Here is a 26,944-nt window from a genome sequence, read left to right as displayed (position 1 = left end):
CAACAAGTTGGCCGGGTTTATTAGCCGGGACAACCGGCATCCCGTACCCGGTGGCACGGGAAAACTAGGGTCAGCGGTGGTCGACGGAGCGCGCGAGCAGGTCGCCCAGCCACTGGATCAGCTGAACCAGGACGATGAGCAGCACCACGGTGATCAGCATCACCCCGGGCATGAATCGCTGGTAGCCGAAGTTGTAGGCTAGCCTGCCAAGCCCGCCGCCGCCGATCAAGCCAGCCATCGCGGAGTAGCCCACCAAAGTGACCACGGTGGTCGTCACCGCGGAGACGATCGTCGGCAGCGCCTCAGGCAGCCAAACCTTCCACACCACCTGGATGCCTGACGACCCCATCGCCAGCGCGGCATCTGTCTTGCCTGACGGCACATCCCTGAGCGCAGTCTCCACTAGGCGTGCGAAGAACGGGACGGCCGCGATGGTGAGCGAAACGCTCGCTGCAATCGGGCCCACCGACGTACCCACGAGCAGGCGGGTCAGCGGGATCAGCGAAACCATCAAGATGGCGTACGGGAAGGAACGCACCACGTTCACGACGAAGCCCAGCACCGCCTTGAACCCACGGGCGGGCACCAACGAGTCGAAGCTGAACAGCAACACGCCCAGCGGCAGACCGAACAACACCGTGAAGAAACCAGACAACCCCACCATGATGGCCGTCTCACCGAGCCCCTGCCAGATGGCGGCCCACATTTGGGGCGTGATCTGCTCAAACACTGGGCTCTCCCGTCAACAGCTCGGAGGTGAGGCACGCGTCGGCGCCCTGCTCCACGAACTTTGCGATCACCAGATGCGGATCCGTGCCTTTCGGCACGCTGATGCGCAGGTGCGAGAACGTGGTACCCGCCAGGTGCTCGACGCTGCCCGCGATGATCGCCAACTCCGCCCCAACCAGGTTCGAGGTGTGCGCGACGACCGGTTCCGCCGCGCGCGACCCGCGGCTCAGCACATCCACCAGCGTACCCGCCGTGGGACCGCCTGGCGGGATACCTAGCAGCAGCTGGCTCAATCTGCCCCGCAATGAGGACACCACCTCCGTGAGTGGACCGGACTCGACGATGCGGCCCGCCTCCAGCAGCGAAACCGAGTCGCAGATGCGTTTCACCACGTGCATCTCGTGGGTGATGACGATGACACACAAGTCGGGCCGACGTAGACTCGTGATCAGGTCCAGGATCTCGTCCGTGGTTCGCGGATCGAGCGCAGAGGTAGGCTCGTCGCACAGCAGCACGTCAGGCTTCACGGCCAGCGCGCGAGCGATCCCCACCCGCTGCTTCATGCCGCCCGACAGCTGAGCCGGGTGAACGTCGCAGGCATCCCCGAGGCCGACGAGCCGCAACAGTTCCCGGGCCCGCTTCTCGCGCTGCTCGCGCGGCATACCCGCTATCTCCAAGGGATAGGCGACGTTGCTGAGCACCGTGCGGGAATCGAACAGGTTGGCCTGCTGGAAGACCAACCCTATGCGGCGGCGGGCACGGCGCAGGTCGATCGCCTTCGCCTCTGTCAACGCCCTGCCGTTGACCTCGATAGTGCCGCTGGTGGGGGCCTCCAGCATCGCCAGGCATCTGACCAGCGTCGACTTTCCCGCGCCCGAGTGCCCGATGATGCCGTGGATCGACCCGCCGGGAACCGACAAGGAGACACCGTCCAGCGCGCGAATGGCGCGCGCCTTCGTGCGAAACTCCTTGACGAGCTCTGTTACCGTGATCAACGTCTGCCCTCCTTGGCGGCTATTCAAGCAGCAGCCAGTCGGTCCGGCCAAACCGATTTCACGTCCGAGTTCCCGGGCGGGCGGATTCAGGAGTGCTCTGCTACGGCCCGCGCTACCCGCTCAAACGTCGCGCGATCCAGCACCGCCCCGATACGCCGCACCGCGTCGGGAGCCACCCGGATGATCCGGTTGACGCGGACCTCGCTGACCCGGCCGTGTCGGTCCCACTTTCCAACGCCGATCTCCACCCAATAGCGGCCCCGCCGGGCCTCCTGAGCGGCATCCCGGTCGTGGTCGCGGCTGGTGAGCTGCAGCGCGAGTAGCCAGGGGCCGTCGCGGCCCACCAGCAGCACCGGCCGATCCTTGCCGCGCGAATGGTCCTCCTCGAACGGAACCCACGTCCACACCACCTCGCCGGGGTCGGGCAGCCCGTCAGGGTGCGGCTCGTACATCGGGCGCAGCCTGCCGCGGTAATCCCCCGGGTAGCCGTCGCCGGCGGCTGGCTGGGAAGCGGGGGTGGGGCGCTCGTCGCCGCGCGCCCGCCGACGCTGCGGGCTCGGCTTGAACAGCTCCCTAAGCCCGAAATCGACAACCTTCTTCAGCAGACCACGCCAACTCATCACACCTCACTGATAACGGGGAAGACGTCCGTAAAACACCCTCTCGGGTCGACGATAGGGCTCGGGGCGCCGCGCACGCACCACGTCCCACAGATCGAAGTAGCGTCGCGTCGCAGGCAACCACACCATCAGCACCAGCCCCAGCGCCACCCCCAGCGGAATCAGCGCGTGCCAGCTGACCAGCAGCAGCGCCGCATTGAGCGCGACCGCGGCGAGCGCGCCCAGCGAGACCCATCGTCGGCCATGCCACGCGTTGTAGCCGATGATGCCGATGGCTCCTGCCGCGAGCACCACTAGCGCCGCGTAGACCACCTCGAAGGTCAGCGACACCCACGCGCCGGGTTCGGGCTCCACCCACCGGGTGAGGTGGGCCGAGCCCGGGTAGGTCTCCGGGAAAGCAGCCCGAAACCAGTGCCAGCCGTAGACCCAGCCGACGACGGCCACCCCGACGATGGCGAGCACCACCGCGATCACCATCGTCGCCGGACGCCGGGGCTCGCCCGTGCGCGGGCTGAGCGGTGGGCCGTCGGGGCGCTGCTCGATCGGGGGGAAGGTGAGGATCTCTTTCATCGCAGTTTCCGTAGCGTGAGTTCGGTGAAGACCGCCACGCCGTCGGCGAGCACCGCGTCGTCGAAGAGGGCATGGGCGGAGTGGTTGAAGGGTGCGGTGGCGGGATCCAGCTCGGGCGGGCAGGCGCTCAACCCGAAGAAACAGCCGGGAATCTCCTGCAGTACCCGCGAGAAGTCCTCGGAGCTGGTGAGGGAGTTCTCCCAGCGCCTGTGCCGCTCGGGGCCCAGCACGTCGCAGATCGTATCGGCGACGAAATCCGCCTCAGCGGCATCATTCACCGTCGGTGGGTAGGACTGGGTGTTCGCCACCTCGGCTACCAGCCCGTGCGCGGCTGCGATGCCGTGTGCGAGCCGGCTGATGCGCTCGATTGCTCGCTCGCGGGTCTCCGGGGAGAAGGTGCGCACTGACGCCTCCAGCTCGGCGGACTCCGGGATGACGTTGCAGGCTTCGCCTGCGGCAATCTTGCCAACGGTGACTACTACCGGGTCGAAGGCATCGAACTGCCGCGTGACCATCGTGTGCGTCGCGGTGATCAGCTCCGCCAGCGCAGGCACCGGGTCCGCTGCCCTGTGAGGAGCGGACCCGTGCCCGCCTTGTCCCACCAGCCGGACGCGCACCACGTCGTGGGAAGCCATCGTCGTGCCGGGTTTTGTGGTGAACACGCCGTGCGACTCCATCCCCGCCCACACGTGGATGGCGTAGGCCGCGCACGGGCGGGTGCCCGCCGCGTCGAGCACGCCCTCGGCCAGCATATGGGAGGCGCCATCCACCGATTCCTCGCCGGGCTGGAACATGAAAACCACGTCTCCGGCGAGTTCGGCGCGCCGGGCGCACAGCTCGCGGGCCGCGCCGATCAGCATCGCCATGTGCAGGTCGTGGCCGCAGGCGTGCATCGCGCCGTTCGTGGCGGCGTAGTCGAGGCCGGTGGCCTCCTCGATGGGCAGGGCGTCCATGTCGGCACGCAGCAGCACCACCCGTCGCGGGCCGACTGCCGGTTTCATGCCACGGAGCACGGCGGTGATGCTGCTCAGCTCACGCCCCCGCGTCAGCTCCAGTGGCAGCCCAGCCAGCTCGGCCAGCACCACGGCCTGGGTCTCGGGCAACAGCAAACCCACCTCGGGGATCTGGTGCAGCCGACGTCTGAGTGCCACCAACTCGGACATGCTCCTCCTCGCCTCCGTTATTCGTCTATTCGTCGCCCACGAGCCTACCGGCCGGCCCCGGTGGGGAAAGCGAAGGCCGTCACCGCATCGAGCCGCGGGAAATCGATGCTCACGTCCGCTTGCAGGGCAGCCATCGGTTTCGCGCAGTAGGCGATGCCGAGCCCGGCAGCCGCGAGCATACCCACATCGTTCGCCCCGTCCCCGACGGCGACGCACCGTTCTAGTCGAACCCCCGACGCTCGGGCGAAATCGCGCAGATCCCGGGCCTTGCGGCGCCTGTCGACGACGGCTCCCACTACTTCGCCGGTCAGGGTAGGCACGCCGTCGCGGACGGCGACGCCCAGCTCATTCGCGGAGAAGAAATCGAGCCCCAGTTCGTCGGCGAGGGGACCGACCAATTGGGAGAAACCGCCGGAGGTCACGCCGAACCGCGCACCCCGCTCGTGCGCTGCAGTGACGAGTTCGCGGGCGCCAGGGGAGAGCGTCATCCGTGGGTAGACCTCGTCGAGGATCCGAGTGGGCAGGCCCTTCAGCGTCGCTACTCGGGCGCGCAGCGACGGTTCGAAATCCAGTTCGCCGCGCATCGCAGCCTCGGTGATTTCCGCCACCTCGGCGCCCCGGCCCGCGTGTTCCGCGATCAGGTCGATTGCCTCGGTCGTGGTCAGGGTTGAGTCCACGTCGCACAGAATCAACTGAGCATCCTGCTGAGCCAGCGGGCCGTCAACGACGGCCACCGCGAGCGGGTGGGCCGTGAGTTCGCGGCGCAACCGCTCCGGGTCATCCGACTTGGCGAAAGCGTGCAGCACATGCCCGAATGGCTCTTCGCTGGCTGTCACCGAGTGGGCTGGGACGCCGTCAAGCAGCCGGTCGTCAATCGGGTTCGGTGAGACGAGCGTCACGCGGATCTGCATGGGGTTCAGCCTAGCTGTCTCGCACCTCAGCCCGCGTGCATCTCTACCTGCGCCTGCTGCTCTGTGTCGCCGCGCCGGTAGGTCAATGGGATCGTTTCGCCAATCTTCTGAGCGCGCACTAGTCCAATCAGCTGATCCCTGGACGAAACCTTCCTGCCTGCCACGGAGGTGATCACGTCGCCGGGCTGCAGGCCCGCACGGCCCGCAGGCGAGTTGGGCAGCACAAGATCCAACTTCGCCCCCTGGGGCCCGATGACGCGTGTGTCAGTGGCTTTGACGCCTAGCAACGGGTGTTCCGCATCGCCGTCAATGAGCAACTGATCAACGACGTTGCGCGTCTGCTGTGACCCGATAGCGAAACCGATGCCGATGTTGCCGGACTGCTGGCCGTCGCTGGAGACCGAGGCGATGGAGCTGGTGATGCCCACCAGCTGGCCGGAGGCGTTCAGCAGCGCGCCGCCGCTGTTGCCCGGGTTGATGGCTGCGCTGGTCTGGATGGCAGCGGTGACCACCACCTCCCCTGTACTGGTGGTGGAGCGCCGGCCCGAGTCGACCAGCTCTGTGGTCACGGGGCGGTCCAGGGCGGAGACGATCCCGGTGGTCACCGTGTCGGATAGGCCAAGGGGGTTGCCGATGGCCATCACGGGATCCCCGACGCGCAGCGCGTTCCCGTCGCCCCACGTGATGGGCTGCAACTCGTTCGGCGGGTTGACGATGCGGATCACGGCCAGGTCAGTCGTTGGATCGGTGCCCACCAGCCGCGCCTCGTAGTTTTGCTCGCCCAGCGAGACGAGCAGCGCCGTCGCACCGTTCACGACGTGATTGTTGGTGACGATATTGCCCTCGGCGTCGAGCACCACTCCAGATCCGGAGCCGCCGCCGCTCGGGCCGACGGCTTGGATCGCCACTACCGATTTCGACGTGGAGTCGGCCACCGCTGTCCAGTCTGGATCGCTGGGGTTGGACTGGCCAGCGGGCTGACCCTCCGCGGAGATGGTCGTTCCCGAGGATGCGCTGCCCGGCATCAGGTATCTGGTGGTGAGCGCGGCGGAGCCAGCGCCCGCGCCCGCTGCCAGCAGGATCACGCCGACCACGGCGGCGGCCACCTTCGACGCGTTGCCCCGCCTCGGCGGTGGCGCGAGCAGCCTCGGCTGCGGTTGCAGGGGTTGATTGAGCATGGGCTGGCCCTGCGGAGCCTGCTGGAACGTGGCCCACTGGCGGGCCTGCTTCGCGGTGCGGGAGGCCGCCAGCTGGGCGGGAGCGGGGGGCGGGACCGCGTCGCCCAGGCTGTTGGCCCCTGCCGCGGGCGCCTCCATGCGTGACGACTCGGGGAAGACCGGGCCCGTGGGCGGCTGCGTGCCCGGGATCTGCCAGCCGGGGTCCAGGGGCTTTGCCGGGCCGAGAGGGCCGCGCGCAGGGGGTAGAAGCCAACTGTTGTTGTCGGTCATCGGTTCTCCTTCTGCCTTTCCGAATCCGAGCTTGCCCAGCGAAGCTGTGAGAAAACTGTGTGCTCCCTGTGTCTCATCTGCGCATCGCCCTTCAGCGCACCGAGACCGCGACGGTGTAGTGCAGATTCTGCGCGACGACGCGCGTGCGCCCCAGCCGCACGTTCAATTCCTTGCGCCAGGGCAGGTGGGAGTTGTATACGCACCACAGCTCCCCACCGGGACGCAGCAGGCGGCGGGCATCATCGAAGAGGGCCAGCGTTGCGGCCGAATCCTTCGCGGTGCCGCGGTGGAAGGGCGGGTTGGTGACGATGGCGTCGAAGCTGCCGTCCGCGAATCCCGCCGTGCCGTCCGCCCATATCGTGTCCACGGTAACGTTCATCTCGGCGGCGCCGATCTGCGTGGCAGCCACCGCTGCCCAGCTGACATCGACAGCGCTCACCCGGTTGCTGCGTCTCGCGAGCCACAACGCAATGCTGCCGTTTCCGCAACCGAAGTCCAGCACGTCGGAACCGGAGAGCCGCAGTTGATCGAGCAGAAGCTTGGTACCCGGGTCGATCTTGGTTCCCGAGAACGTGGCGCCGTGCGCAGCCAGCGTGAGTTGATAGTCGGGGTGCTTCCTAATCTTCGGCCAGTCTCCGGTCACGTCGGCCAGCGGACCCCAGGCGCGCAGCACACGTGACTTCTGCCGCCCACGGCTCGCGTTCACGGCGGTGAAGTACTTGGCCAGCACACTGTTCATCGAATGGCTCATGTGCTTGACCCGGCCGCCGGCGAGCAGTAGCACGTCGTCGCGGCCAAGCGAAGAGACAGCTATCTCGTCCAGCGCGGCCAGTGACTTCGGCAGCCGCGCGACGGCCAGTTGGGCCCCGCCCATCTCGTCGGGGTGATCCACCAGCAGTTTCTCGTCGACAAGGCGCGCGTCGCGCAGGTCGTCGCAGAACACGCGGACATCGCCGAAGCGTTCGCCGAGCGGCTCGACGAGCGCCGGCGCGTCGAACACGGCGACGGATTCGGCGCTGGTGGGACACTCGTCGAGAAGCAGGGCATCGACGGGGTCGAGGTGGGGCATTGCGGTCCTCCGAACAAAAGGCTTTGCCCCGAGCCTACCGGTAGTAGTACCTGCCAGGCCGCTTACGCGTGCGGAGCTGACGAGCGCTGGGCGGTTCAGGGCGGGGCCGGGATCTGCGTCGTCGCAGGGGGAGCGCCCCTAATCGGCCAGGCCGGCGTGCTCGACGACGCGGGGCGCGAGCGGCTTCGCCGCCACGGTAGTCCGTGCGTTGGGACACAACGAGGGTGGCCCCCGATTTCTTCGGGGGCCACCTCACTGAATGTGTAGCGCTACTGCGACTGCCCGCACTCCGGGCAGAACTTGGGCACCGGGCCCTGGAACTGGTTGCCGCATTGCTTGCAGGCGGCGGCTGACGGGGCCGGCGTCCCGCACTGCATGCAGAACTTGCCGGAGTTCGCGGCCTGACACTGCGGGCACTGCCATTGCGCCGCCTGCTGAGCCTGCTGGGGATATCCCTGCTGGGGCTGCTGGGGGTAACCCTGCTGGGGCTGCTGGGGGTAACCCTGCTGCGGATAGCCCTGCGGCGGGTATCCCTGCTGGGGCTGCTGGGGGTAGCCCTGCTGCGGGTAGCCCTGCTGCGCCATGCGCTGCTGCTGGTTGGCGTCCATCGCGGACTGCATGAAGCCGCCGCCGGCGTTCATGCCCATGCCCATACCCATGAACGCCATGCCTGCGCCGCCTGGGTTTGAGCCCGCAGCCTCCAGCCCGCGTGCCACGGCCCCCTGCACGTAGCCGTCGCGCACCGTCGGGTCGGACAACATCGCGCCTGCGTTGCGCATGTCGATCAGCTTGCGCGACTCTTCGTCGTAGGACACTGAAGCCACCGAGACCGACTCGATCTCCATGCCACGACGCGCCATCCAGTCCTCGTCGAGGGCGTCGCGCATGTACTTCGAGACCTCAGTGATCTTCGAGGTGATCTGCGAGATGCGGATGCCATCGACGCTCATCTGGTTGATTGACGCCTGCAGCGCCTCCAGGAACTCGGACTGGTACTGCTCCTTCACATCGTTGATGTGCAGATGCTCCGCGTTGCGGGGTACCACCTCCTGGTAGAACAGCAGCGGATCGACGATGCGGATCGAGTAGTGGCCGTGGCAGCGGAGGAACAACTCCGCGTTGTAGAAGTTGTCGAAGTAGTTCAGGGCGTTGGGGGTGCCGAACTTGATGCCCTTGATCTCCTGCAGGTTCACATAGAACACTTGCTGCTTGCCCGACGGGGCGCCGCCGAACTTGAACCGTTCCCAGGTGTTGTAGACCGACTTCTTCAGGCCTCCGGTGAAGATGGACGGCTCTGCGGAAGTGATCGTGTACATGCCCGGCTCCGCCGTCATGTCCCGGACGCGGCCGCCGTCAACGATGAACATGGCCTGCCGATCGTAGACATGCACGACGGAACCGTCTGAGATGAGGTCGCTGGATCCCTTGCGGTTGGATCCTCGGCCGTCGGTTCGGACGGGGCCGCCCTTGGTGAAGACAACGCCGTCGCCCATATCCTTGGGCTCCACAACTTCTAGCCACTGGTCCGCCAAGTTGCCAGTTACGCTGTCGAAGGCGGCGCGGATGAGTCCCATACTTTGCTCCTTTGTGAAGTCGGCCGCTGTCAACGGTCGAATCACGCCGATTATCTCACGCCGGGGTCTAACAGGTGGGAAGTCGGTAACTTATCTCAGCCGTTGGTAGTTCTTCTCAAAGTGCCTGCTGCGGGCGGGGGGAGAACTACAATCGCTCTACTGACTGCAAACTTCTGTAGGGGTGAGCCGTGTGAGCGATCTGCAATACAAGTGCCCAGCGTGTGGGGCGCCGATCAGTTTTGACCCCTCCTCTGGTGCGATGGCCTGCGGCTATTGCTCGTCTACTTTCGACGTGGCCACTGTTGAAAAGTACAACAAGCAGTTCCAGCAGCAGGCACAACAGACTCCCGCACAAGGTGAACCGGCCGGGCAGCATGCGCCGTCGTCGGCGCTGCAGCCGAAGGAAAAGCCGCACGTATACCTGGACGAGGTCACCAACGAGCCGATGGCCAAGTTCACCTGCAACTCGTGTGGCGGCGACGTGGTTGGTTCGCCAGAACTGGTCTCGTCGGCGTGCCCGTACTGCGGCAACAACTTCATCGCGCCCTCCCAGTTGGAACGAACCCGAGTGCCCGACCGGATGATCCCGTTCCAGATCTCGCCGCAGCAGATGGTCGAGCTGTTCCAGGCGGAGACGAAGGGGCTGTGGTTCCTGCCCGGCGACTTCCGCAAGGCGCACAAGCTGCTCGACGCCCGCGGCGTGTACCTGCCCTACTGGCTGTACGACTGCTCCTCGGAGGGCTACATCAACTGCACGGCCACCAAAACCACCAGTTGGCGCTCCGGCGACTACGAATACACCCGCACCGACTACTACAACGTGCACCGCCGGGGCGGGGCGGACTTCGAGGACGTGCCAGTTTCCGGAACGAAGGACGTCCACCCCACCCGAACGGAGGCCATCGAGCCCTTCGACTACTCCGGCACCAAACCGTTCGCCACCGCCTACCTGGCAGGGTACGCCACCAACACCTACAATATCGGCCACGAAGAGGCCAATGGCCGAGCCAACGAGCGCATCCGGCAGTCGATGCTTGAGCTGCTGGAGGACACTATCCACGGGTACGTGACCGTGCAGGTCGATGACTCCGACGTGCGGTTTTCCAAGGCGGTGGTGGAGTACGTCTTTCTGCCGGTCTATCTGCTCAACCTGGCCTACCACGACCGGCGGTTTCCTTTCGCCATCAACGGCCAGACGGGCCGGGTGGCTGGGGAGTTCCCCGTGGTCTTCTGGAAGCAGGCCCTGTGCTTTCTCCTGGTCACGATAATTCTCGGGGCGATCCTCTTCTATCCGACTCTCTTGGTGATGGGAGCAGTGCTGTGAGCAAACTGTTGATGGACGCGAAGCGATCCTGGGCGCGGCTGGCTGCGCTGCTGCTGGCCGGGGTCCTGCTGGTGGCATCCTCGCTCGTGCCGACCGCGAAGGCCGCGGGCCAATGGGTGCACGACTTTGCCAACCTGGTCTCCGACGTCGCCGAGGGGCAGGTGAACCAACTGCTCGACTCGCTGCCGACGAGCTACGGAGTCAGCTTCTCAATCCTCATCTATGCCGAGGGCGACTACGACAAGGTCGAATCGGCAGCCAGCGAATGGGCGAAATCCGGGCCGCTGATGACCCTCAACACCACTGAGGACTTGATCCTCGTCGTCTCCGACGAAGCAAAAGAGCCCGCGGCGGTTCGGTTCTACCCGGAGAAAAACGAGACCAAGTACTTCACCGAGGAGTTCATGGGTCAGTTGATCGACAGCGCGAGCGGCTGGGCCGGGGAGGGGCTCGACTCGTTCTCGCAGCAGGCCGCCGCCACCGTGCTGGCCCACCTGGCCAACGTCGCGAGTCCGCTAGCCCCAGCCCCGCCGGGCGGTGAGACCCCGGCCGCTTCGCCCAGCGAGGCGTCCTCGCCTGCCAGCCAGGCGCCCGTGCCCAGCGAGACCGCAGCGACTCCTCAGCCACCAGCGCCCGCCGCCGGGCAGCACGTCGTGGATGAGGCGGGCCTGCTCACCGGCGAGCAGGTGGCCGAACTGGAGCGGCGCGCGAAGGAGATCTCCGAGCGGAACAAGTCGGAGGTGCTCATCCACATGCGCCCCAGCCTGCTGGGTTCCTCCCCGCGCCAGGAAGCGGAGGAATTGCTCAGTCAGCGCCGCAAAACAAACTCCGCGATAATAATGGTTATCGTCGTCGACTCACGTGACCTGACTTTCGCAGCCACCGGCCAGGCATTCAAATCCGTCGGCGGTGAAGATGGCCTGGAAGAGCTCTACCATGAAGTGAAAGTCCCGCTGAAGGATAATCAATGGATGGCCGGTTCTCAGGTCTATCTGGAAAACGCCGACGCCAGGTTGGCCAGGTTCGACGAAAATGGTAAAAGAATCTGGCAGGGCAAGGACTACGGACTTGCCGCCGCTATCTCGCTGGCGCTGGCCGCGATTGTCGCGTTGATCGTGACCGTGGTCGTCACGAAGCGGCACAAGTCCGCCCGCCAGCTGGTGAGTGCGAACGACTACGTCGTCGACGACACCTTCCAGCTCAAGAGCCATAGCGACCAGTTCTCCCACTCGACGCAGACCAGCCGCTACGTCGGCAACAGCAACTCGTCGAGCGGCTCCTCCAGCTCAAGCTCCGGGAGCTTCTCCGGGAAGTTCTGACTCAGCCGAGCGCGTGGACCGCCTCCGAGACGATCCGGGCGGCCGCGCGCGCGGTGCGGCCATCCACGTCGAAGCGGGGGTTCAGCTCCACGACGTCCAGCAGCCGGAGCTTCCCTGAGCGAGCCACCGCCCGCACCACCTGCAGGACGGATCGCGCCTCGACGCCGAGAGCCGCCGGCGCGGACACCCCGGGTGCCGCCCAGGCCGGCAGGACGTCGAGGTCCACGGTGAGGTACACGTCGTCGACGCCGGCCACGAAGTTCTCCGCGAAACTCAGCGCGCGCTCGGGCGTGCAGTCGAGATCCAGGAGGAAATCGACGTCGCGACGATCCGCCTCGGCGAACAGCGCCCCGGTGTTTGCGGCCTCGGAAATGCCCAGCACCCCGTAGTGCAGCTTGCGCCCGGCAGCCTCCTCGGCGCGGGCCATCTGAAGGAAAGGGGTGCCCGACGTGGGTTCAGGCGCGTCGCGCAGATCGAAGTGGGCGTCGAGGTTCAGCACACCGAAGCGTCGGGAGGTCATGCGGCCGGAGCCGATGAGCCCCAGGTACGACGCCCACGCCGTCTCGTGCCCACCACCCAACACCACCGTGAGCAGGTTTCCGGGCGCGGCCAGCGAACGCGCCACCAGCTGACCGCAGCTTTCCTGGCCTGCTTCGAGCTCCGCGCCCGCCACCGTCACGGTGCCCAAATCCACCAGCGCTCGCTCGCCGCCCGCCCAGCGGCCGTGCAGGGCCATCGAGCCCAGCGCGCCGCGTAGCGCGTCCGGGGCGGCCGCGGCGCCGACGCGGCCCCCGTTTCGTCGCACCCCCTCGTCCGAGGCGAAACCCAGCAGCGAGACGTGTTCCCCGTTGGGCACCTCGGCGCGGATCAGCTGATGCCAGCGCGCGTGCTGCGCGCCCTCTCCGTCGAATCTTCCGGTCCAACTCATGCAACCATCGTCGCACGACTAGGCTCCAGGGTGTGCCGCAAGGCCGCTCCTGAGCGGGGGTGAGGAGCCCGCGCCACCCTGTCTGGCGCCTCGGCGCGGGAGAGATCGGCCGAAGGCTCGTCGCGTCGAGCGGGGAGCCTCCCCGCTCGGGAAGCGCTTGCACGACACGGCCTGGGCGAAGGCACACCACGGAAGGGAGGAACGGGATGGGCAAGGTGCCCGCGGCGGACGCCACGCTGGCGCTGCTCACCTTCCTCGCCGCGCAGACCCGCCCGGTGGCGGCCAGCCGGATCGCGGCGGAGGTGGGGCTGGCGAGGTCGAGCACCTACGATCTGCTGGCCACGCTCGTTGAGCACGGGTTCGCGATCCACTACCGGTCGGAGCAGGCCTACGGCCTGGGCCCCGCCGCCTACGAACTGAGCCTGGCCTACCAGCGGCAGAGCCCGCTGGCCGTCATCGGGCGTCGGGTGGCAGCCGAGCTCGTCGCGCAGGTGGGGGAGTCTGCGCACCTGGCCGTGCTGCACGGCCGGGACGTTCTCTACGTCGTCGAGTGTCGCGCGCCCGACCGGCCGTCGCTGGTCACCGACGTGGGCGTGCGACTGCCCGCCCACCTGACTGCGACGGGCCGGGCGCTGCTCGGCGCGCTGCCCACCGCACAGCTCCGGGCACTCTACGCGGGCGTCACGGAACTGGAGGTGCGCCCGGGGTGGGCGGCCGCGCTGGGCTATTCGACGTCGCGGGTGCTGGCGGAGGCGCGCCTGACCCGCGAGCGGGGTCACGCCGTCGAGGACGGCGAGGTGACTCCAGGGCTGAGCTCGGTTGCGGTGCCGGTGTTGGGCCGGTCGGGGTGGCCGCTCGTGGCCGTGGCGGTGACCTTCCCCACAGGGCTCGCCCTCGACATCGGCCCGCTCCGGGCGGCCGCCGCGAAGCTGCGCAAAGCGCTCGCTTGAGAAGCCGCTTCGGGAGAGCTGCCGGGGCGAGGACCTCTTCCGTCGGTCAGTGTGCCGCAGCCGACAGGGTTGCCGCCGCAGATTTCGGGGCATGTCCGGTATACCGGACGGAGTTCGGGGCGTTCGGCGAGACAAAGCCGTTCCCACGGCGACAACCCACCCCGTGCTGTGGTGGCATATCCTCCAACGACCGACAGGAGGCGACGATGTCCCGCACCATCCGCGCGCCGAGGGGCGCCGAACTGACCGCGAAGTCCTGGGCCACCGAGGCGCCCATGCGCATGTTGATGAACAACCTTGACCCCGAGGTGGCCGAACGCCCCGAAGACCTTGTCGTCTACGGTGGCACCGGGCGCGCCGCGCGCAGCTGGGAGGCCTTCGACGCCATCATCGAGACCCTGAAGACCCTCGAAGAGGACGAGACGCTGCTCGTGCAGTCGGGCAAACCAGTGGGCGTGGTACGCACCAACACGTGGGCGCCGCGCGTCCTCATCGCCAACTCCAATCTCGTCGGCGACTGGGCCACCTGGGAGCACTTCCGCACGCTTGAAGCTGAAGGGCTCATGATGTACGGGCAGATGACTGCGGGCTCGTGGATCTACATCGCCACCCAGGGCATCCTGCAGGGCACCTTCGAAACCTTCGCCGCCGTCGCCCGCAAGCGCTTCGCCGGCACCCTCGCCGGCACCATCACGCTCACCGCAGGCTGCGGAGGCATGGGCGGCGCCCAGCCCCTGGCCGTCACCCTGAACGGCGGGGTGGTCATCATCGTCGACGTGGACCGCAGCCGCCTAGAACGCCGCCGTTCCAAGCGCTACCTCGACGAGGTGGCGGACTCGCTCGACGACGCCCTCGCCCGCGCCCAGGAAGCCAAGGCCGCCCGCCGCGCGCTGAGCGTGGGCGTCGTCGGCAATGCCGCCGAGGTGTTCCCGGAGATCCTGCGCCGCCAGCGCGCAGGCGAACTCCGCATCGACGTGGTGACCGACCAGACCTCCGCCCACGATCCGCTCAGCTACCTGCCCGTCGGCATCTCTGTCGCCGACTGGCGCGCCGAAGCCGAGCGCGATCCGGCGGCCTTCACCGAGGCCGCGCGGCAGTCGATGGCCAGGCACGTGGCGGCGATGGTGGAGTTCCGCGACGAGGGCGCCGAGGTGTTCGACTACGGCAACTCCATCCGTGACGAGGCCCGCAAGGCCGGCTACGAGCGCGCGTTCGAGTTCCCCGGCTTCGTGCCCGCCTACATCCGACCGCTGTTCTGCGAGGGCCTGGGCCCGTTCCGATGGGTGGCGCTCTCCGGGGATCCGGAGGACATCCGCGTCACCGACGAGGCGCTGAAGGAGCTGTTCCCGGAGAACGAGCACCTGCACCGCTGGCTCGACGCGGCCGGCGAGTACGTCGAGTTCGAGGGCCTGCCCGCGCGCATCTGCTGGCTCGGCTACGGCGAGCGGCACAAGGCGGGCCTGCTGTTCAACGAACTGGTGGCCTCCGGGCGAGTCAAAGCCCCCATCGTCATCGGCCGCGATCACCTGGATTCCGGCTCGGTGGCCTCGCCCTACCGCGAGACCGAGGGCATGCTCGACGGCACCGACGCGGTGGCCGACTGGCCGCTGCTGAACGCCATGACGGCGGTCAGCTCGGGCGCCACCTGGGTGTCGATCCACCACGGTGGCGGCGTCGGCATCGGCCGGTCCATCCACGCCGGCCAGGTGGGGGTGGCGGACGGCACCGAGCTGGCGGCCGCGAAGCTTAAGGCCCTCCTTACCAACGACCCGGCGCTCGGTGTGTTCCGGCACGTCGACGCTGGGTACTCGCGCGCGGCCGAGGTAGCGGCCGAGCGGGGGCTGCGCGTGCCCATGAGCCCGAGGCTGCGCGACTGATGCGCGCGACACTCATCACCGGCATCTCCGAGCTGTGGACGATGGCGGGGGAACCGGTGCGCGACGCCGCGCTCGTCGTCGAGGGCCCGACGGTGGCGTGGGTTGGGCGCGCAGCCGACGCCCCCGTCGCGGACGAGCTGGTGGATGTCGGGGGCCGCGCGGTGCTGCCCGGCTGGGTCGATTCCCACACCCACCTGGTGTTCGACGGCGACCGCTCAGCCGAGTTCGAGGCGCGCATGGCGGGCCAGTCCTACGCCGCGGGCGGTATCGCTCTCACCACGGCGGCCACCCGGGAGGCGTCCGACGAGCGGCTCACCCGGCTGGTGGCCGGGCGGGTGGCGGAGGCCGCGCGCGGCGGCACCACCTGCCTGGAGACGAAGACCGGCTACGGGCTGACCGTGGTCGACGAGGCCCGTGCAGCGCGCATCGCGGCTGGGCTGGTGGACGAAGTGACTTTCCTGGGCGCGCACCTGGTGCCCGCAGGTTGGGACGCCGACGAGTACACCGAGCTGGTGGCGGGCGAGATGCTCGCGGCGGCGCGCCCGCACGTGCGCTGGCTGGACGTGTTCTGCGAACAGGGTGCGTTCACTCCGGAGCAGTCGCGCCGGGTGCTGGAGGCGGGTCGGGCGGCGGGGCTCGGGCTGCGCGTGCACGGCAATCAGCTGGGCCATTCCGGCGGGGTGGCGCTCGCCGTCGAACTGGGCGCGGCGAGCGTTGACCACGTGAACTACCTCACGGACGACGACATCGAGGCCCTGGCCGCGTCCGAGACCGTGGCGACGGTTCTCCCCGCCTGTGACCTGTCGACGCGGGTCCGGTTCGCGCCCGCGCGGCGGCTGCTGGATGCGGGGGCCACCGTCGCTATCGCCTCGAACTGTAACCCCGGCACCAGCTACACCTCCAGCATGAGCTTCTGCGTCGGCACCGCCGTCTTGCAGCAGCACCTGACGCTTGCGGAGGCCCTCACCGCCGCGACGCTCGGCGGGGCCAGGGCGCTCAGCCGAACCGACGTCGGGCACCTGGGGGTGGGGGCGCGCGCCGACCTGCACGTCCTCGACGCGCCCGCCGCTATCCATCTCGCATACCGTCCGGGAATGCCCCTCACCCACCAGGTGTGGCGCGCCGGAAACCGAATTGTTTAGGAACCCAATGACCGTCACCCTTTCCCCGCACCCCGTCACCTGCTCTGACGTGCTGGCTGTCGCCCGGCACGGCGAGCGCGTCGAGCTGTCCGCCGAGGCGCGCGCGGAGATCGAACGGGTGCGCTCCCACGTCGACGCCCTGGCTCACGGGGCAACTCCCGTGTACGGGGTATCGACGGGTTTCGGCGCGCTTGCCGATACCGCCATCCCCGCAGAGATGCGCGCCCAGCTGCAGCGCTCGCTAATCCGCAGCCATGCCGCAGGCACCGGGCCGGAGGTGGAGCGCGAGGTGGTGCGGGCGTTGATGTTCCTGCGTGCCCGCACCCTGGCCAGCGGCTACACGGGGGTGCGCGTGGAGGTGGTGGAGTCTTACCTGGGCCTGCTGAACGCAGGCATCACCCCGATCGTGCACGAGTACGGCTCGCTGGGCTGCTCGGGCGACCTCGCGCCGCTCAGCCACTGCGCGCTGGTGCTGATGGGTGAGGGGCGCGCCCGGGACGCAGCCGGCGTTGAACGCCCCGTGCCGGAGTTGCTCGCCGAGGCGGACATCGCTCCCGTCGAGCTGGCGGAGAAGGAGGGGCTGGCGCTGATCAACGGCACCGACGGGATGCTCGGCATGCTGGTGCTGGCGCTGGCGGATCTCGATGAGCTGGTGCGCGTCGCCGACCTCACCTGCTCGCTCACCGTTCAGGGCCTGCGCGGCCGCGACACCGTCTTCGCACCCCAGCTGCACCTGCCGCTCAGGCCGCATCCCGGGCAGGCAGCGTCGGCGGCGAACATCTACCGGCTGCTCGCGGGCAGCGAGATCATCGCCGACGTGGCGCGCGAGGGCTCGCGGGTGCAGGACGCCTACTCGCTCAGGTGCGCGCCGCAGGTGGCGGGCGGCGTGCGCGACACCATCGGGCACGCCCGTTCGGTGGCGGAGCGGGAGCTGGCCGCGGCGATCGACAACCCCGTGGTGCTGCGCGACGGCACCATCACCTCGAACGGCAACTTTCACGGCGCGCCGGTGGCCTATGTGCTGGACTTCCTGGCCGTCGTCGCGGCCGACCTGGCGAGCATCGCGGAGCGGCGCACCGACCGGATGCTCGACAAGAACCGCTCGCACGGCCTGCCGCCCTTCCTCGCCGACGATCCGGGCGTCGATTCTGGTTTCATGATCGCGCAATACACCCAGGCGGGGCTCGTCGCGGAGATGAAACGCCTAGCGGTGCCCGCGTCGGCCGACTCCATCCCGAGTTCGGCGATGCAAGAGGACCACGTTTCGCTCGGCTGGCATGCGGCCCGGAAGCTGCGCACCAGCGTCGATGCGCTCCGACGGGTGCTCGCCATCGAGCTGCTGGCCGCGGCCCGCGCCATCGACCTGCGCGCCCCGCTCCAGCCCTCCGAACCCGCGAGCCGGGTGATCGCCAAACTGCGCGAGCACGTCGGCGGCCCTGGGCCGGATCGCTTCCTCGCGCCCGACATCGAGGCCGCGGTGCGTCTGCTGGAGAGCGGGGAGCTGCTGGCCGAGGCGGGAGAGCTGGCCTGACGACATCGTAGTTACAATAATGTAATTCGGAGTGAACGCTAACAAATGCGGGGCAAGAATCGCTTTTGATGAAGTTTGTGACGCGGTATTCCTTCTGACCCCCTGGCCTGCTAGGCTGGTGGGGTCCTAGAGGAAGATTAATTGGCTTTTCGTGGGGGGCGCAGGCGAGGGCCGGTCGCTCTCGGATGGTTGCGTGAGTGTGAGCGAGGTGCCGATCATGCAGGTCGGTGATTCCCGGTGAGTTCGGGGGAAAAGTCGATGGGGGAGCGCCCGGGAACGGTTGACGATTGGATTCAACTGGCGCTCGGGCCGGAGTGGGGCACGGAGCGCGACACTTTCGCGCTGGAAGGCCCCGAGGGCTGGCGGCCGCCGGAGCTGGCCGGGGGGCCGTCGGAGCGTATGTCGCATGAGCAGCTGCGCGACTGGGGCTCCGCCATGTTTCGGGGACGCGACGGATTGGGTCGCGCGGAAATAAGGATTCCTGCGAAGGTCTTCTTCGCAATGGACACTTTCCCGTCGGATTTCTTTCCGCTGCGCATATTGTGCTCCCTGTGGGCGATCTTCGAGCGGGTGTTGAGGCACAACAGATCCATTGCCGACGGTGGAGACCGCGCTCGGGGGGCGCGAAAAGCGTCCATCCTGTTGATGGCGAGGCGCACCGTGTGCGTCTACCAAGCCATGCTCGCGGCGGGGTTGGAGTTGCCCGCGGAGTTGAGGGAGCGGATCTTCACCGACCGGTTCATCTACCTGACCGATATGCAAGGACTCCGGGACGAGGTTACGGTCCTGGTTGACGACCTGGCCCAGGGCGGGCATCTCATGGACCGCAGAAGCCTCAACCTGAAAAGCCACGTGGATGGGGTGCAGGTTGTGTGTGTTCCGCTGGTGGATGCTCGGGCCGAGCCGAGGAACGGGGCTGGCCAGCAGAGTTCCGCCTTGGTGGTCGAGGACGTCAGGCAGTTGGCATGGATAAAAAAGGAGTGGCAGAACAAGGACGTGGAAGGAGCTCGGCGCTTCGCCTGCGATGCGCGCGATGGCACCGAGCTGTATCGGGGATTCAGCAGGCTGTTTGCGCGCAATGACGTGCCGTATTTCACGGACTTTCCGACCAGTAAGGCGTTCTTTTGCTCGGCTCCTGAATTGGATGCCATTTTTAACTATTTGGGACCGTGGGTTGAGGTATCCAACGCGGCAAGCTACCCTGACGGCAGCAGGCAGTTCACGTTCGACGCGTCGCATAAGTTGGAGGGCGACGGCAGGTTCCACAGTGTCACCCAGCTGAGCACTGTGGTTAAGGTCCGGCTCTTCTGCCGCGACACCGGTGTTGCTGGGCGGCGGAGGTTTGCCCTTCGTCTGCTGGTCAAGCCGATGCTCGCCGAGCTCAAGGCTCGGGAGATGCTGGAGTGGGCTGTTGAGGTTGGCGCCGTTAACCTCGACAGTTCGGAGGCCACCGTCCACCAGCTTAACCAGCTATTCGGGCTGATCGAGTACGCCTGCGCGAAGCAGGTACTGACAGCTCTGCTGGAGAAGCTTTGGCAGGAGACCGGGGTAGAAGAAATCGGGCTGGACGAGGAAAACGCCCGGCTCGTCTTGGGAGAAACCCTCTACAACAGGCTGGGCGAGTGGGAAGGCCGTGTAGCGGACGAGAAGCTCAGGTCCGCTGTGTATCTCCCGCCGGATGTGAAGCCCTACCAGGAGGCGGTGGCGGGCAAGGAAGGTTTCTTCGGGGCCGTCCTCGGCGACGACGGGGTAGAGGCGATAGAGCGCTACGTCGCCAAGTACACGAAGGAGATGCGCGAGAAGGTCGAGGATCAACTGGACTACCTCCGGTTGTCGTTGCTTGACCTCGTAGCGGCGCAACGTCGGGATCGGGAGCGGCTGGAGAAGGTGCTTAGCGAGTCCGGTCGGGCGCGCGTCTGGCCGCTCGGGGAGTGGCGGGTGTCGCTGGCTCTGGATCTGCTGACGGACTGGGGAATGCTGGTCCCTGATCAGCAGACCGTCACCGTTTCGGGGGAGAGGAAGGATTCCGTCGCGATCCGGGTGTTTGATCGTCTGGAGAGACTCGCCTCTCGCCTCAGGCACGCGGATCGGTTGAAGGAGGTCGTCGTCGTGCACCGGTGCTTCCGCACGGGCGAGTTGACCGCCTTCCCGGAGCACGTCGCGCTTTCCGGGGGCAAGTTGTCCGCGAGCAGCACGTCTTTCATCTACCGGGAGGGTAGCTCGGAACCGGTGCGTTGGGAACTCGACGCTAGGAATCCGGGCCGTGGAAAGGGCCGGCGAGTGGGTTCCGCCCAGCTGCGGAAGGGCGACTGCCTCGTCTAGAGGCTGACCCGCCGCCTCCGAGGCTTTGCTGCCCTCAGAGCTTCGGCTGCGGCGGGATTCTGCGCAGCAGCAGGAGGGTGTCTCTGCACCAGTTGGACTCCTTCATCTCGTTCAGGGCCTGCCACAGATCTTCGCAGCTCCCGTAGGAGATACTGATGGGCGTGCCGAATGGGTTCTTGCCGCCCAGCGAGGGGTCGTGGTTGTTCGATTCAGCGATCTCCTGGGCGCTGGCCTTGGGAGCGCAGCACTTGGGCTCGTTTCCCTCGTCACATGTCTTCACTGCGTCGAAGAGGAGGACGCCCAGGTCTTGGCTCCCCGAGGTGGAGCGCAGGCGGTAGACCGCGGCGTGGTGGGTAGGGTTGTTCGAGTACGCCAGCGCGTCTGCTAGGACCTGAGTGGCGGATCGCACCGGGGTGGAAGAGAGGTAGCTGGAGAGCCGCGTGAGGTCGGTCACCGTAAACTTTTCGGCAGGGTTCACTTTCAGAATCCATAGCTTTTTCATGACGTGCTGCAGCAACAGTATCGGTTCCCTGTCGAACACCTCCAGGAAGCAGCCCCGGGCGGTGGTGGCCAGGTACAGGGTTCCGCGGGTTCTGTTTTTACCTCTTCTGCACCAGGTGTCGAACCTACCCTGCGGTTTCTCGCCGCGGAGCTGCCAGAGAGGGTAGCGATTGTTGTGTAGCTTTTTCTGGGCTGTATACCAGTACGGGAAGCAGTACCGTTCTTTCGTTACGCGGTAGAGAGTCGTGGGCAGTTCCTCCATTGCCAGCACGAGGTTATCGGTGTCGAAGACGAACGTGCCGTCTTCTTGCCAGCGCTTCACCCAGAGGTTCTTCTGGGTGAGGAGGTCGCGGAAGGTGACCGTGTGATCTTTGGCGGGCAACCGGCCCGGTGGCGGGACCTTGGCTGGAGGAAGATTATTTGGCTTGATTCTTTCCCTGAGCACGTGAGTGAACCAGAAGGCGGCCGTCCAGCCGTTGAAGGAGTGGGGGGTATTCCTGATGACCTCGTACACGTCGTGGCGGAGGAAGGGCCAGCGACCGGAGGCCGACCTCTTCCTTTTCCTTTGCGTTAGGGTGGCAAACTGAAACGTCGGGTAGCGCACCACCCCGTCCCAGTCATGGACGAAGATGATGTGCTGCTCGGCGCGCATCTTCTCAAGCTCGGCCTTGTCGAGTGGCTGCCCGTTGCTAAGGCGGTAGTTTTGACGGAGCACTTCTTCTTCTTCGAGAAGGTCAAGCTCGTATCTGGGCTCGAGGGGAGTTTCCTCGGGGGCTCCATCGCCTGGCCGCAGCCGGGCGAGCAGCGCCGCGTAGAGCTTGTCCACGACCCCCAGCGTGTTGGGGGACGCCTGATTGGCAGCCGCCGGAAACCAATCCAGCCCCAGTCCCTGCATGGCCTTCAGCGCAGCATAGAGGTCGCTGTAGACCGGGTGAGCCAGGATACGCTGGCCGAGGCTGTCGGTCACTCGCTGGAGCACCTGGCACTTCTGCAGGTATTCTTCCCCGAGGATCTCCTTCACGTTCACGCCCTCGGAACCGAGCGATTCTTCAAAGCTATCGCCTTCTAGGAGTTCTTCGCCTTGGGCGATGCCCACTTCGTCGGGCAGGATCTTGAGTGCGGTATCCAGGCAGAGCGCGAGCCTGATCAGCGTCCGTCCCGCCCGGAGCGCCCGCCGGTGAGCATCGTCATCCATGTTCTTCCACTGCTGGGCCGCTTTTGCGAACGATGTGATGGCCTGCAGAAATGTCTTTCTGAGCTCCCCGAGCTGTTCGCCGCGTGATGCGGCGTGGCTCGGCTCGCCCTGTCCCGCGTCGCCGCCTTGCTGGTCAGAGCCAAGCCTTTCCGCGCAGCGCGCAAGGAGCTCCAAGACCACCCTCAGCAGCTGGTGAGCATCCTGCTTCTGATCCTCATGACGCTGTTGCTCGCTCATCTGCTCCCCCGACAATCCCGAAATTTACTTCCCCATGAATAGCATGCGTGGAAGGCGGCTGCAGGGGTTTTCTCCGAGCGTTCAATCAAAGTGCGCGCTTCGCGTCTACCCGTCTGGTTTCGTTGCTTTCCGCTGGAAAGGAAAACGCGAACATCGGGGCAGGCGGGCGGCGTTAGTCGACTCCCAAGACGCGCCGCCCCGACGCGCAGCGAACCGGCCGGGGCCGGCGGCTTATTCCGGGTGCGGGACGGGGCGGCCGTGATCGTCGCGCAACGGTACGGAGCCCTCCGGGTGTTTCAGGAGGAAGATGATCGCGAAGGCCAGGCCGCCCCAGACGATCACGATCGCGGCGATGAGCATGATGATGGCCGAAACGCTCATTTCACTTCTCCTCCACGGCGGCGCCGGGCCGGGCGGGCGGCTCCGGCGGCAGCGAATAGTTGTCGATGATTGGGTTGGCGCGCGCCTCCTCGACGCGCCCCGCATCGACGAGGCGGTCGAGGATCGGCGGCGGGATCAGGTCGCCGTCGGAATCCACCTTGGCGGCGTTCGAGGTGGTGGACCATGGCACCAGGCTCATCCCGACGGCCAGCACCACCAGCAGCGCGGCCATGCCCCACCCGAACACGTTGACGAACCAGCTGGGCATGCCGCCGTAGGTTTCGGAGATCAGCTTCTGGGTCTCGCCGATCAGGATGTAACCCAGCACCACCGGCACCACGCCACCAACCAGCAGCTGCCAGCCGCGGCCAACCTTCAGCGAACTCGACCTATTGAGGTGGTTGCGCAGCGTGGGTAGCGCGCTGAAGCCGGCTGTCAGGGTGATCGACGCGACGAGCGCGGCCGCGACGATGCCGAAGTTGTTCACGAAGGCGTCCATCACGTCGAGCAGGTTGAGGCCGGTCGTCGTCGGGAACAGGAACAGCGAGATGAGCGCCATCGGCAGGCCGACCACCAGCACGGAGGGGATACGGGCCAGCCCCAGCTTGTCTTGGACGGCGGAGATGATCACCTCGACGATCGACACCATCGACGTGAATGCCGCAAACACCAGCGAGCCGAAGAACAGCACCCCGATCAGCGGGCCCAGCCAGCCGGCCTCGTTGATGATCGTCGGGAAAGCGATGAAGGCTAGCCCGATGCCGCCGCCGGCCACCTCGGACACCGGCTTGTCCGCCACCTGCGCCATGAAGCCCAGAGCGGAGAAGACGCCGATGCCCGCGAGGATTTCGAAGGAGGAGTTCGCGAAGCCGACGACGAGCCCCGAGCCGGTCAGGTCGGTGGTTTTCTTCAGGTAGGAGGCGTAGGTGAGCATGATGCCGAACGCCACCGACAGCGAGAAGAAGATCTGGCCATAGGCGGCCACCCACACGCTCGAATCGGTCAAGGCCGACCAGTTGGGAGTGAACAGGGTGTCCAGGCCGGCGGCCGCGCCCGGCAGCCGGAGGCCGATCACCACCAGCACCAGGAACATCACCAGCAGGACCGGCATGAAGAACAGCGAGGTGCGGGCGATGCCCTTCTGCACGCCCAGCGTCAGCACTGCCACCACAGCCACCCAGACCAGCAGCAGCGGCACCAGCACCCCGGGCACGAAGTCCACGCCGAAGTGTGCGTCGGCTGCCCCAATCGACTGTGTGTACTCGCCGATGAAGAACTCCGCGGGCTTGTCTCCCCAGGCTTTCGTGAAGGAGAAGACGAAATACTGTGCGGCCCAGGCCAGGATCACCGCGTAGTAGGTGCCGATCACCACGCAGATCAGCACCTGCCACCAGCCGATGGGCTCGGTGAGCCGATGCAGGCGGCGGAACGAGAGGGGAGCCGAGGCCCGGTAGCGGTGGCCGATCGCGTAGTCGAGGAACAGCAGCGGAATCCCCGCTGTAAGCAGGGCGATGATGTACGGGATGACGAACGCGCCGCCGCCGTTGGAGTAGGCGACGTAGGGGAAGCGCCAAATGTTGCCCAGCCCGACGGCGGAGCCGATCGCAGCGAGGATGAACGCGGTGCGCCCCGAGAAAGCACCGCGGTTGGCGCGTGTTGTGTCAGGTGATGTGCTCATGTTCCCTCCGGTGACTACAGGCTGAACCTACTGCCTACTCCTTCCCCAACGGTCTGTGCCCGCTAAATGGACAGCAGGCGGTGAATCTGTTGGTGAATGTGCCGACGGGTACTGGGATCGTCGAGGGCGCCGAAATGTCCCCCGGCGCTGAGGGCGATGTTGGTGGCGCCCGGCAACACCGTCGACTCCGGCGCCACCACCTGGTCCCACGCTGGCGCGAGCGAGGCGATCCGGGCGTTCGCGTCCTGATTGGCGGCCAGCCGGGCGAGGGCGGCGTGCCCGCGGGTCAACTCCGCGACCGGTCGCCCGAGGGGGATAATTCGATGCAGCGGCCCCAGGAAGTCCGCGCCCGCGAAGGGGGAACCCACGGCCACCAGACCCGCGACGGCGGCGCAGTCGGGGCGGGTCATCGTCGCCTTGCCGACGAGGCCACCCTTGGAGTGCGCGACCAGGACGACGCGGTCCAGGCCCAGGCGGGCGATCGTCGCGGCCACGATCCGGGCGGACTCGTCCAGGCGGGAGAGGTTCAGCCCCAGGCGGGGGACGAAGTGGACGGGGTGGCCGTGGCCGGCCAGGTAGCGGCTCAGGGGGCGCAGGAATCCGCCGGGCTCGGCGATGCCGGGCAGAAGCAGCACGGGGGCTGCACAACCCGGGTTGGCCGCCGGACGGATGCGGCGCGCGGGAAGCAGTGCCCCTGCCTGGCGCCGCAGCCCGTGCAGCCAGTCGCGCAGTTCGTTCAGCGCGTTAAGCGTTCTCGGCACGATTGCGCTCGGCTTCGGCCTCGGCCTCCGCGTCGGCTACGCCGCTGATGCGCAGCAGGGCCGCGACGATGATGTCGGCATGGGTGGCCATCATGTGGTGGGCCGCGTTGCTCAGTTCCCGGACGATTACCCGCTTCCCGGCTGCGCGGCGCTGCAGGTCGTCCAGGAAGGAGCGGGGGCAGACGCGGTCGTTGTCGGCGCGCAGCAGCACCAGGTCGGCTGCGACGCCCGCGATGCGTTCCTCCATGGGGTAGGCGAGCATCGCGTTCACCTGCTGCAGCAGCCAGGACGGCTTCATCTGCAGGTATCCGACGCCCGCGCGCCACACCGCGCCCAGCGGCTCGTGCAGGGAGGTACGGGCGAAGGCCGCGAGCAGGTACGGCGCCGAACGCAACTCCGGAGCCACGACGGGCGCCAGTAGCGCGGCGGAGCGCGCGACGGTCGGCTCCTGGGCGAGCGTCTCCACCACCACCTGGGTGCCCATTGAGTGGCCCAGCAGCACCGTCTCGCCGAGGTCTAGCTCGGCGAGGATGTGCCGCAGCACCCGCGCGAAGCCTGCGATGGTGACCACGCCGTCGGTCTCTGCGGAGCGGCCGGCGCCGGGCAGGTCGAAGACGACGACCGGCGCGTGCTCGGCGAGTTTCTCGATCAGGGGGTCGAAGTAGAGGGAGGAGACGCCGAGTCCGTGCACGAGGACCGCAGTCGGGCGCTGCGCGGCCCGCCCCGTGGGGGAGTAGCACGCGACCTGGATGGTAGTGTCGGCCACCTCGACGCTGCGCCAGTGTTTGTGCATCCTTGGCCCTCCTTTTCGGCCCATGCTAGTCGGGGGCTGTGTGCGCGAATGCGGTGGTGGCACCTCTCGCCGGGCTGTCGGGCCGGAGAGGGGAGGGTATTGTCGAGATTCTCCTGGATGGGCGCCGGTCGCGGGTTTGGCCGCACGGAGCTAAGTCGACATGCGGTGGTGGCGCGTCCGTCGGGCTGAGACGACCGGACGTAGCCGTCCGGAACCGGGTGAACGGTTCCCTTCAGCACCGGGCTTTTCCTTCCGCACCCAGTCGCGTGCGGCGATGATCGCTGAGTCGTGGCGGCTGCGGATGGTCTCGGCAGGACTGATCGTGGACGTGGTTCGTCTTTGGGCGGGGGAAAGCCGAGCCCATTTCTCCGACGCCCCTGGATGAGCGCCAAGTGCGGCGTCGGCTTTTCGATGGGTTCCCGGTACGCTGGATGTCGGAGAAATGGGCTGGCTGGCCACCTTGCGTTGTCTGCCCGCGGCCTGGCTTCTTCGCGTCAGGGCGGGCATTTACCAATCTCAGGATTGGCAGCTACGGATTGAAACGGGGGTCATATTTCGTGGTCATGGTGTGCTCCTTTGATTCGGTCGCTGTGTAACAAGGGTAGGTTTCCGGGGGTGCGGAAATCCTGAGTCGAATGGCTCATCTTCGCTGAGTACCGCCGGAACGCCAGGAGACTTGGTCGACGGGGGACTGCTGCCCGCTCCACCGTCGCGCAGACCCTACGGCCGGCGAAACGCCTTGTCAGGGACGGTCTGCGCCGGTTGCTGCGTGGGGAGCGCCGTGAGTATCCATGCCTAGGCTGCTTCGGAGAATCGGCGACCGGGGCGGGGCGCGCCTGGCTGAACGAGTAGCAGGGCTACCGGCCGGTCGGCCCCTGAAGCCGTCGCGAGCCGTTCTCTGGGGCCCGGCGGCCCTAGACTGGCGG

22 protein-coding genes are annotated in these 26,944 nt (G+C 67.1%); 7 read left to right on the top strand and 15 right to left on the bottom strand.

The window, feature by feature from the left end:
* Positions 1-70 precede the first annotated feature (70 nt).
* From EII42_RS04025 to EII42_RS03985, 9 genes are all read right to left on the bottom strand, one after another.
* Entirely contained in the window at positions 71-730 is a 660-nt protein-coding gene (locus EII42_RS04025; protein WP_233558266.1) for a methionine ABC transporter permease, read from the bottom strand.
* Entirely contained in the window at positions 723-1,724 is a 1,002-nt protein-coding gene (locus tag EII42_RS04020; protein ID WP_125170836.1) for a methionine ABC transporter ATP-binding protein, read from the bottom strand. Before EII42_RS04020 ends, EII42_RS04025 begins: the two co-directional genes overlap by 8 nt.
* Positions 1,725-1,810: 86 nt before the next feature.
* The gene (locus EII42_RS04015) at positions 1,811-2,344 is read right to left on the bottom strand and encodes a type II toxin-antitoxin system PemK/MazF family toxin (protein WP_125170835.1); all 534 of its coding nucleotides are present in this window, start codon (positions 2,342-2,344) and stop codon (positions 1,811-1,813) included.
* 6 nt (positions 2,345-2,350) lie between these two features.
* The gene (locus EII42_RS04010) at positions 2,351-2,914 is read right to left on the bottom strand and encodes a hypothetical protein (protein WP_125170834.1); all 564 of its coding nucleotides are present in this window, start codon (positions 2,912-2,914) and stop codon (positions 2,351-2,353) included.
* Positions 2,911-4,077 (bottom strand): M20 family metallopeptidase, encoded by a 1,167-nt coding sequence (locus EII42_RS04005; protein ID WP_125170833.1) that lies wholly within the window; start codon positions 4,075-4,077, stop codon positions 2,911-2,913. Before EII42_RS04005 ends, EII42_RS04010 begins: the two co-directional genes overlap by 4 nt.
* A gap of 44 nt (positions 4,078-4,121) precedes the next feature.
* Positions 4,122-4,988 carry a phosphoserine phosphatase SerB gene (gene serB / locus EII42_RS04000; protein WP_125170832.1) on the bottom strand — a complete coding sequence of 289 codons (867 nt, stop codon included), beginning with the start codon at positions 4,986-4,988 and terminating at the stop codon, positions 4,122-4,124.
* A 26-nt stretch (positions 4,989-5,014) separates the two neighbouring features.
* Positions 5,015-6,436, bottom strand: a complete 1,422-nt coding sequence (locus EII42_RS03995; RefSeq protein WP_125170831.1) for a S1C family serine protease — start codon at positions 6,434-6,436, stop codon at positions 5,015-5,017.
* 91 nt (positions 6,437-6,527) lie between these two features.
* Positions 6,528-7,505 (bottom strand): class I SAM-dependent methyltransferase, encoded by a 978-nt coding sequence (locus EII42_RS03990; protein WP_125170830.1) that lies wholly within the window; start codon positions 7,503-7,505, stop codon positions 6,528-6,530.
* A 269-nt stretch (positions 7,506-7,774) separates the two neighbouring features.
* On the bottom strand, positions 7,775-9,079 hold the full coding sequence (locus EII42_RS03985; RefSeq protein WP_125170829.1) for an SPFH domain-containing protein: 1,305 nt from the start codon (positions 9,077-9,079) through the stop codon (positions 7,775-7,777).
* Positions 9,080-9,371: 292 nt separating this feature from the next.
* Here EII42_RS03985 and EII42_RS03980 point away from each other — a divergent pair, with 292 nt between their 5' ends.
* Positions 9,372-10,403 (top strand): ATP-binding protein, encoded by a 1,032-nt coding sequence (locus tag EII42_RS03980; RefSeq protein WP_125170828.1) that lies wholly within the window; start codon positions 9,372-9,374, stop codon positions 10,401-10,403.
* Entirely contained in the window at positions 10,400-11,722 is a 1,323-nt protein-coding gene (locus EII42_RS03975; protein ID WP_125170827.1) for a TPM domain-containing protein, read from the top strand. The genes EII42_RS03980 and EII42_RS03975 overlap by 4 nt, the downstream gene beginning before the upstream one ends.
* A gap of 1 nt (position 11,723) precedes the next feature.
* On the opposite strand, the gene hutG is transcribed toward EII42_RS03975, so the two are convergent.
* Positions 11,724-12,650 carry a formimidoylglutamase gene (gene hutG / locus EII42_RS03970; protein WP_125170826.1) on the bottom strand — a complete coding sequence of 309 codons (927 nt, stop codon included), beginning with the start codon at positions 12,648-12,650 and terminating at the stop codon, positions 11,724-11,726.
* A gap of 206 nt (positions 12,651-12,856) precedes the next feature.
* On the opposite strand from hutG, the gene EII42_RS03965 reads away from it, so the two are divergent.
* The 5 genes from EII42_RS03965 (at position 12,857) to EII42_RS03945 (ending at position 20,472) form a co-directional block, all read left to right on the top strand.
* On the top strand, positions 12,857-13,600 hold the full coding sequence (locus tag EII42_RS03965) for an IclR family transcriptional regulator (protein WP_125170825.1): 744 nt from the start codon (positions 12,857-12,859) through the stop codon (positions 13,598-13,600).
* A 206-nt stretch (positions 13,601-13,806) separates the two neighbouring features.
* Positions 13,807-15,477 carry a urocanate hydratase gene (hutU, locus tag EII42_RS03960; RefSeq protein WP_125170824.1) on the top strand — a complete coding sequence of 557 codons (1,671 nt, stop codon included), beginning with the start codon at positions 13,807-13,809 and terminating at the stop codon, positions 15,475-15,477.
* Positions 15,477-16,619 (top strand): imidazolonepropionase, encoded by a 1,143-nt coding sequence (hutI, locus tag EII42_RS03955; protein ID WP_125170823.1) that lies wholly within the window; start codon positions 15,477-15,479, stop codon positions 16,617-16,619. The genes hutU and hutI overlap by 1 nt, the downstream gene beginning before the upstream one ends.
* 7 nt (positions 16,620-16,626) lie before the next feature.
* Entirely contained in the window at positions 16,627-18,150 is a 1,524-nt protein-coding gene (hutH, locus tag EII42_RS03950) for a histidine ammonia-lyase (protein ID WP_125170822.1), read from the top strand.
* Between the two features lie 237 nt (positions 18,151-18,387).
* Positions 18,388-20,472 (top strand): hypothetical protein, encoded by a 2,085-nt coding sequence (locus EII42_RS03945; RefSeq protein ID WP_125170821.1) that lies wholly within the window; start codon positions 18,388-18,390, stop codon positions 20,470-20,472.
* 34 nt (positions 20,473-20,506) lie between these two features.
* On the opposite strand, the gene EII42_RS03940 is transcribed toward EII42_RS03945, so the two are convergent.
* The 5 genes from EII42_RS03940 to EII42_RS03920 form a co-directional block, all read right to left on the bottom strand.
* Positions 20,507-22,405 (bottom strand): RES family NAD+ phosphorylase, encoded by a 1,899-nt coding sequence (locus EII42_RS03940; protein ID WP_125170820.1) that lies wholly within the window; start codon positions 22,403-22,405, stop codon positions 20,507-20,509.
* 231 nt (positions 22,406-22,636) lie between these two features.
* Entirely contained in the window at positions 22,637-22,786 is a 150-nt protein-coding gene (locus EII42_RS03935; RefSeq protein ID WP_125170819.1) for a methionine/alanine import family NSS transporter small subunit, read from the bottom strand.
* A gap of 1 nt (position 22,787) precedes the next feature.
* Positions 22,788-24,464, bottom strand: a complete 1,677-nt coding sequence (locus EII42_RS03930) for a sodium-dependent transporter (RefSeq protein WP_125170818.1) — start codon at positions 24,462-24,464, stop codon at positions 22,788-22,790.
* Positions 24,465-24,526: 62 nt separating this feature from the next.
* A complete protein-coding gene (locus tag EII42_RS03925; RefSeq protein ID WP_125170817.1) occupies positions 24,527-25,225 on the bottom strand; it encodes a triacylglycerol lipase in 699 nt (232 codons plus the stop codon).
* Positions 25,209-26,018, bottom strand: coding sequence for an alpha/beta fold hydrolase (locus EII42_RS03920; protein ID WP_158676396.1), 810 nt, complete (start codon positions 26,016-26,018; stop codon positions 25,209-25,211). The genes EII42_RS03925 and EII42_RS03920 overlap by 17 nt, the downstream gene beginning before the upstream one ends.
* Positions 26,019-26,944 lie beyond the last annotated feature (926 nt).

This window comes from Tessaracoccus sp. OH4464_COT-324, from assembly GCF_003932855.1.
In the GTDB taxonomy this organism is placed as follows: Bacteria; Actinomycetota; Actinomycetes; order Propionibacteriales; family Propionibacteriaceae; genus Arachnia.
The sequence above is the reverse complement of the archived record's forward strand: the minus strand, read 5'-3'. Positions and strand labels throughout refer to the sequence as shown.

Excerpts from the sequence above, each read along its gene's own strand:
- serB (WP_125170832.1), bottom strand. The coding sequence starts at position 4,988 with ATGCAGATCCGCGTGACGCTCGTCTCACCGAACCCGATTGACGACCGG.
- EII42_RS03965 (WP_125170825.1), top strand. The coding sequence starts at position 12,857 with ATGGGCAAGGTGCCCGCGGCGGACGCCACGCTGGCGCTGCTCACCTTC.
- EII42_RS04010 (WP_125170834.1), bottom strand. The coding sequence starts at position 2,914 with ATGAAAGAGATCCTCACCTTCCCCCCGATCGAGCAGCGCCCCGACGGC.
- hutI (WP_125170823.1), top strand. The coding sequence starts at position 15,477 with ATGCGCGCGACACTCATCACCGGCATCTCCGAGCTGTGGACGATGGCG.
- EII42_RS03920 (WP_158676396.1), bottom strand. The coding sequence starts at position 26,018 with ATGCACAAACACTGGCGCAGCGTCGAGGTGGCCGACACTACCATCCAG.
- hutH (WP_125170822.1), top strand. The coding sequence starts at position 16,627 with ATGACCGTCACCCTTTCCCCGCACCCCGTCACCTGCTCTGACGTGCTG.
- hutU (WP_125170824.1), top strand. The coding sequence starts at position 13,807 with ATGTCCCGCACCATCCGCGCGCCGAGGGGCGCCGAACTGACCGCGAAG.
- EII42_RS03985 (WP_125170829.1), bottom strand. The coding sequence starts at position 9,079 with ATGGGACTCATCCGCGCCGCCTTCGACAGCGTAACTGGCAACTTGGCG.
- EII42_RS03940 (WP_125170820.1), bottom strand. The coding sequence starts at position 22,405 with ATGAGCGAGCAACAGCGTCATGAGGATCAGAAGCAGGATGCTCACCAG.
- EII42_RS04015 (WP_125170835.1), bottom strand. The coding sequence starts at position 2,344 with ATGAGTTGGCGTGGTCTGCTGAAGAAGGTTGTCGATTTCGGGCTTAGG.
- EII42_RS03995 (WP_125170831.1), bottom strand. The coding sequence starts at position 6,436 with ATGACCGACAACAACAGTTGGCTTCTACCCCCTGCGCGCGGCCCTCTC.
- EII42_RS03930 (WP_125170818.1), bottom strand. The coding sequence starts at position 24,464 with ATGAGCACATCACCTGACACAACACGCGCCAACCGCGGTGCTTTCTCG.
- hutG (WP_125170826.1), bottom strand. The coding sequence starts at position 12,650 with ATGAGTTGGACCGGAAGATTCGACGGAGAGGGCGCGCAGCACGCGCGC.
- EII42_RS04005 (WP_125170833.1), bottom strand. The coding sequence starts at position 4,077 with ATGTCCGAGTTGGTGGCACTCAGACGTCGGCTGCACCAGATCCCCGAG.
- EII42_RS03990 (WP_125170830.1), bottom strand. The coding sequence starts at position 7,505 with ATGCCCCACCTCGACCCCGTCGATGCCCTGCTTCTCGACGAGTGTCCC.
- EII42_RS03935 (WP_125170819.1), bottom strand. The coding sequence starts at position 22,786 with ATGAGCGTTTCGGCCATCATCATGCTCATCGCCGCGATCGTGATCGTC.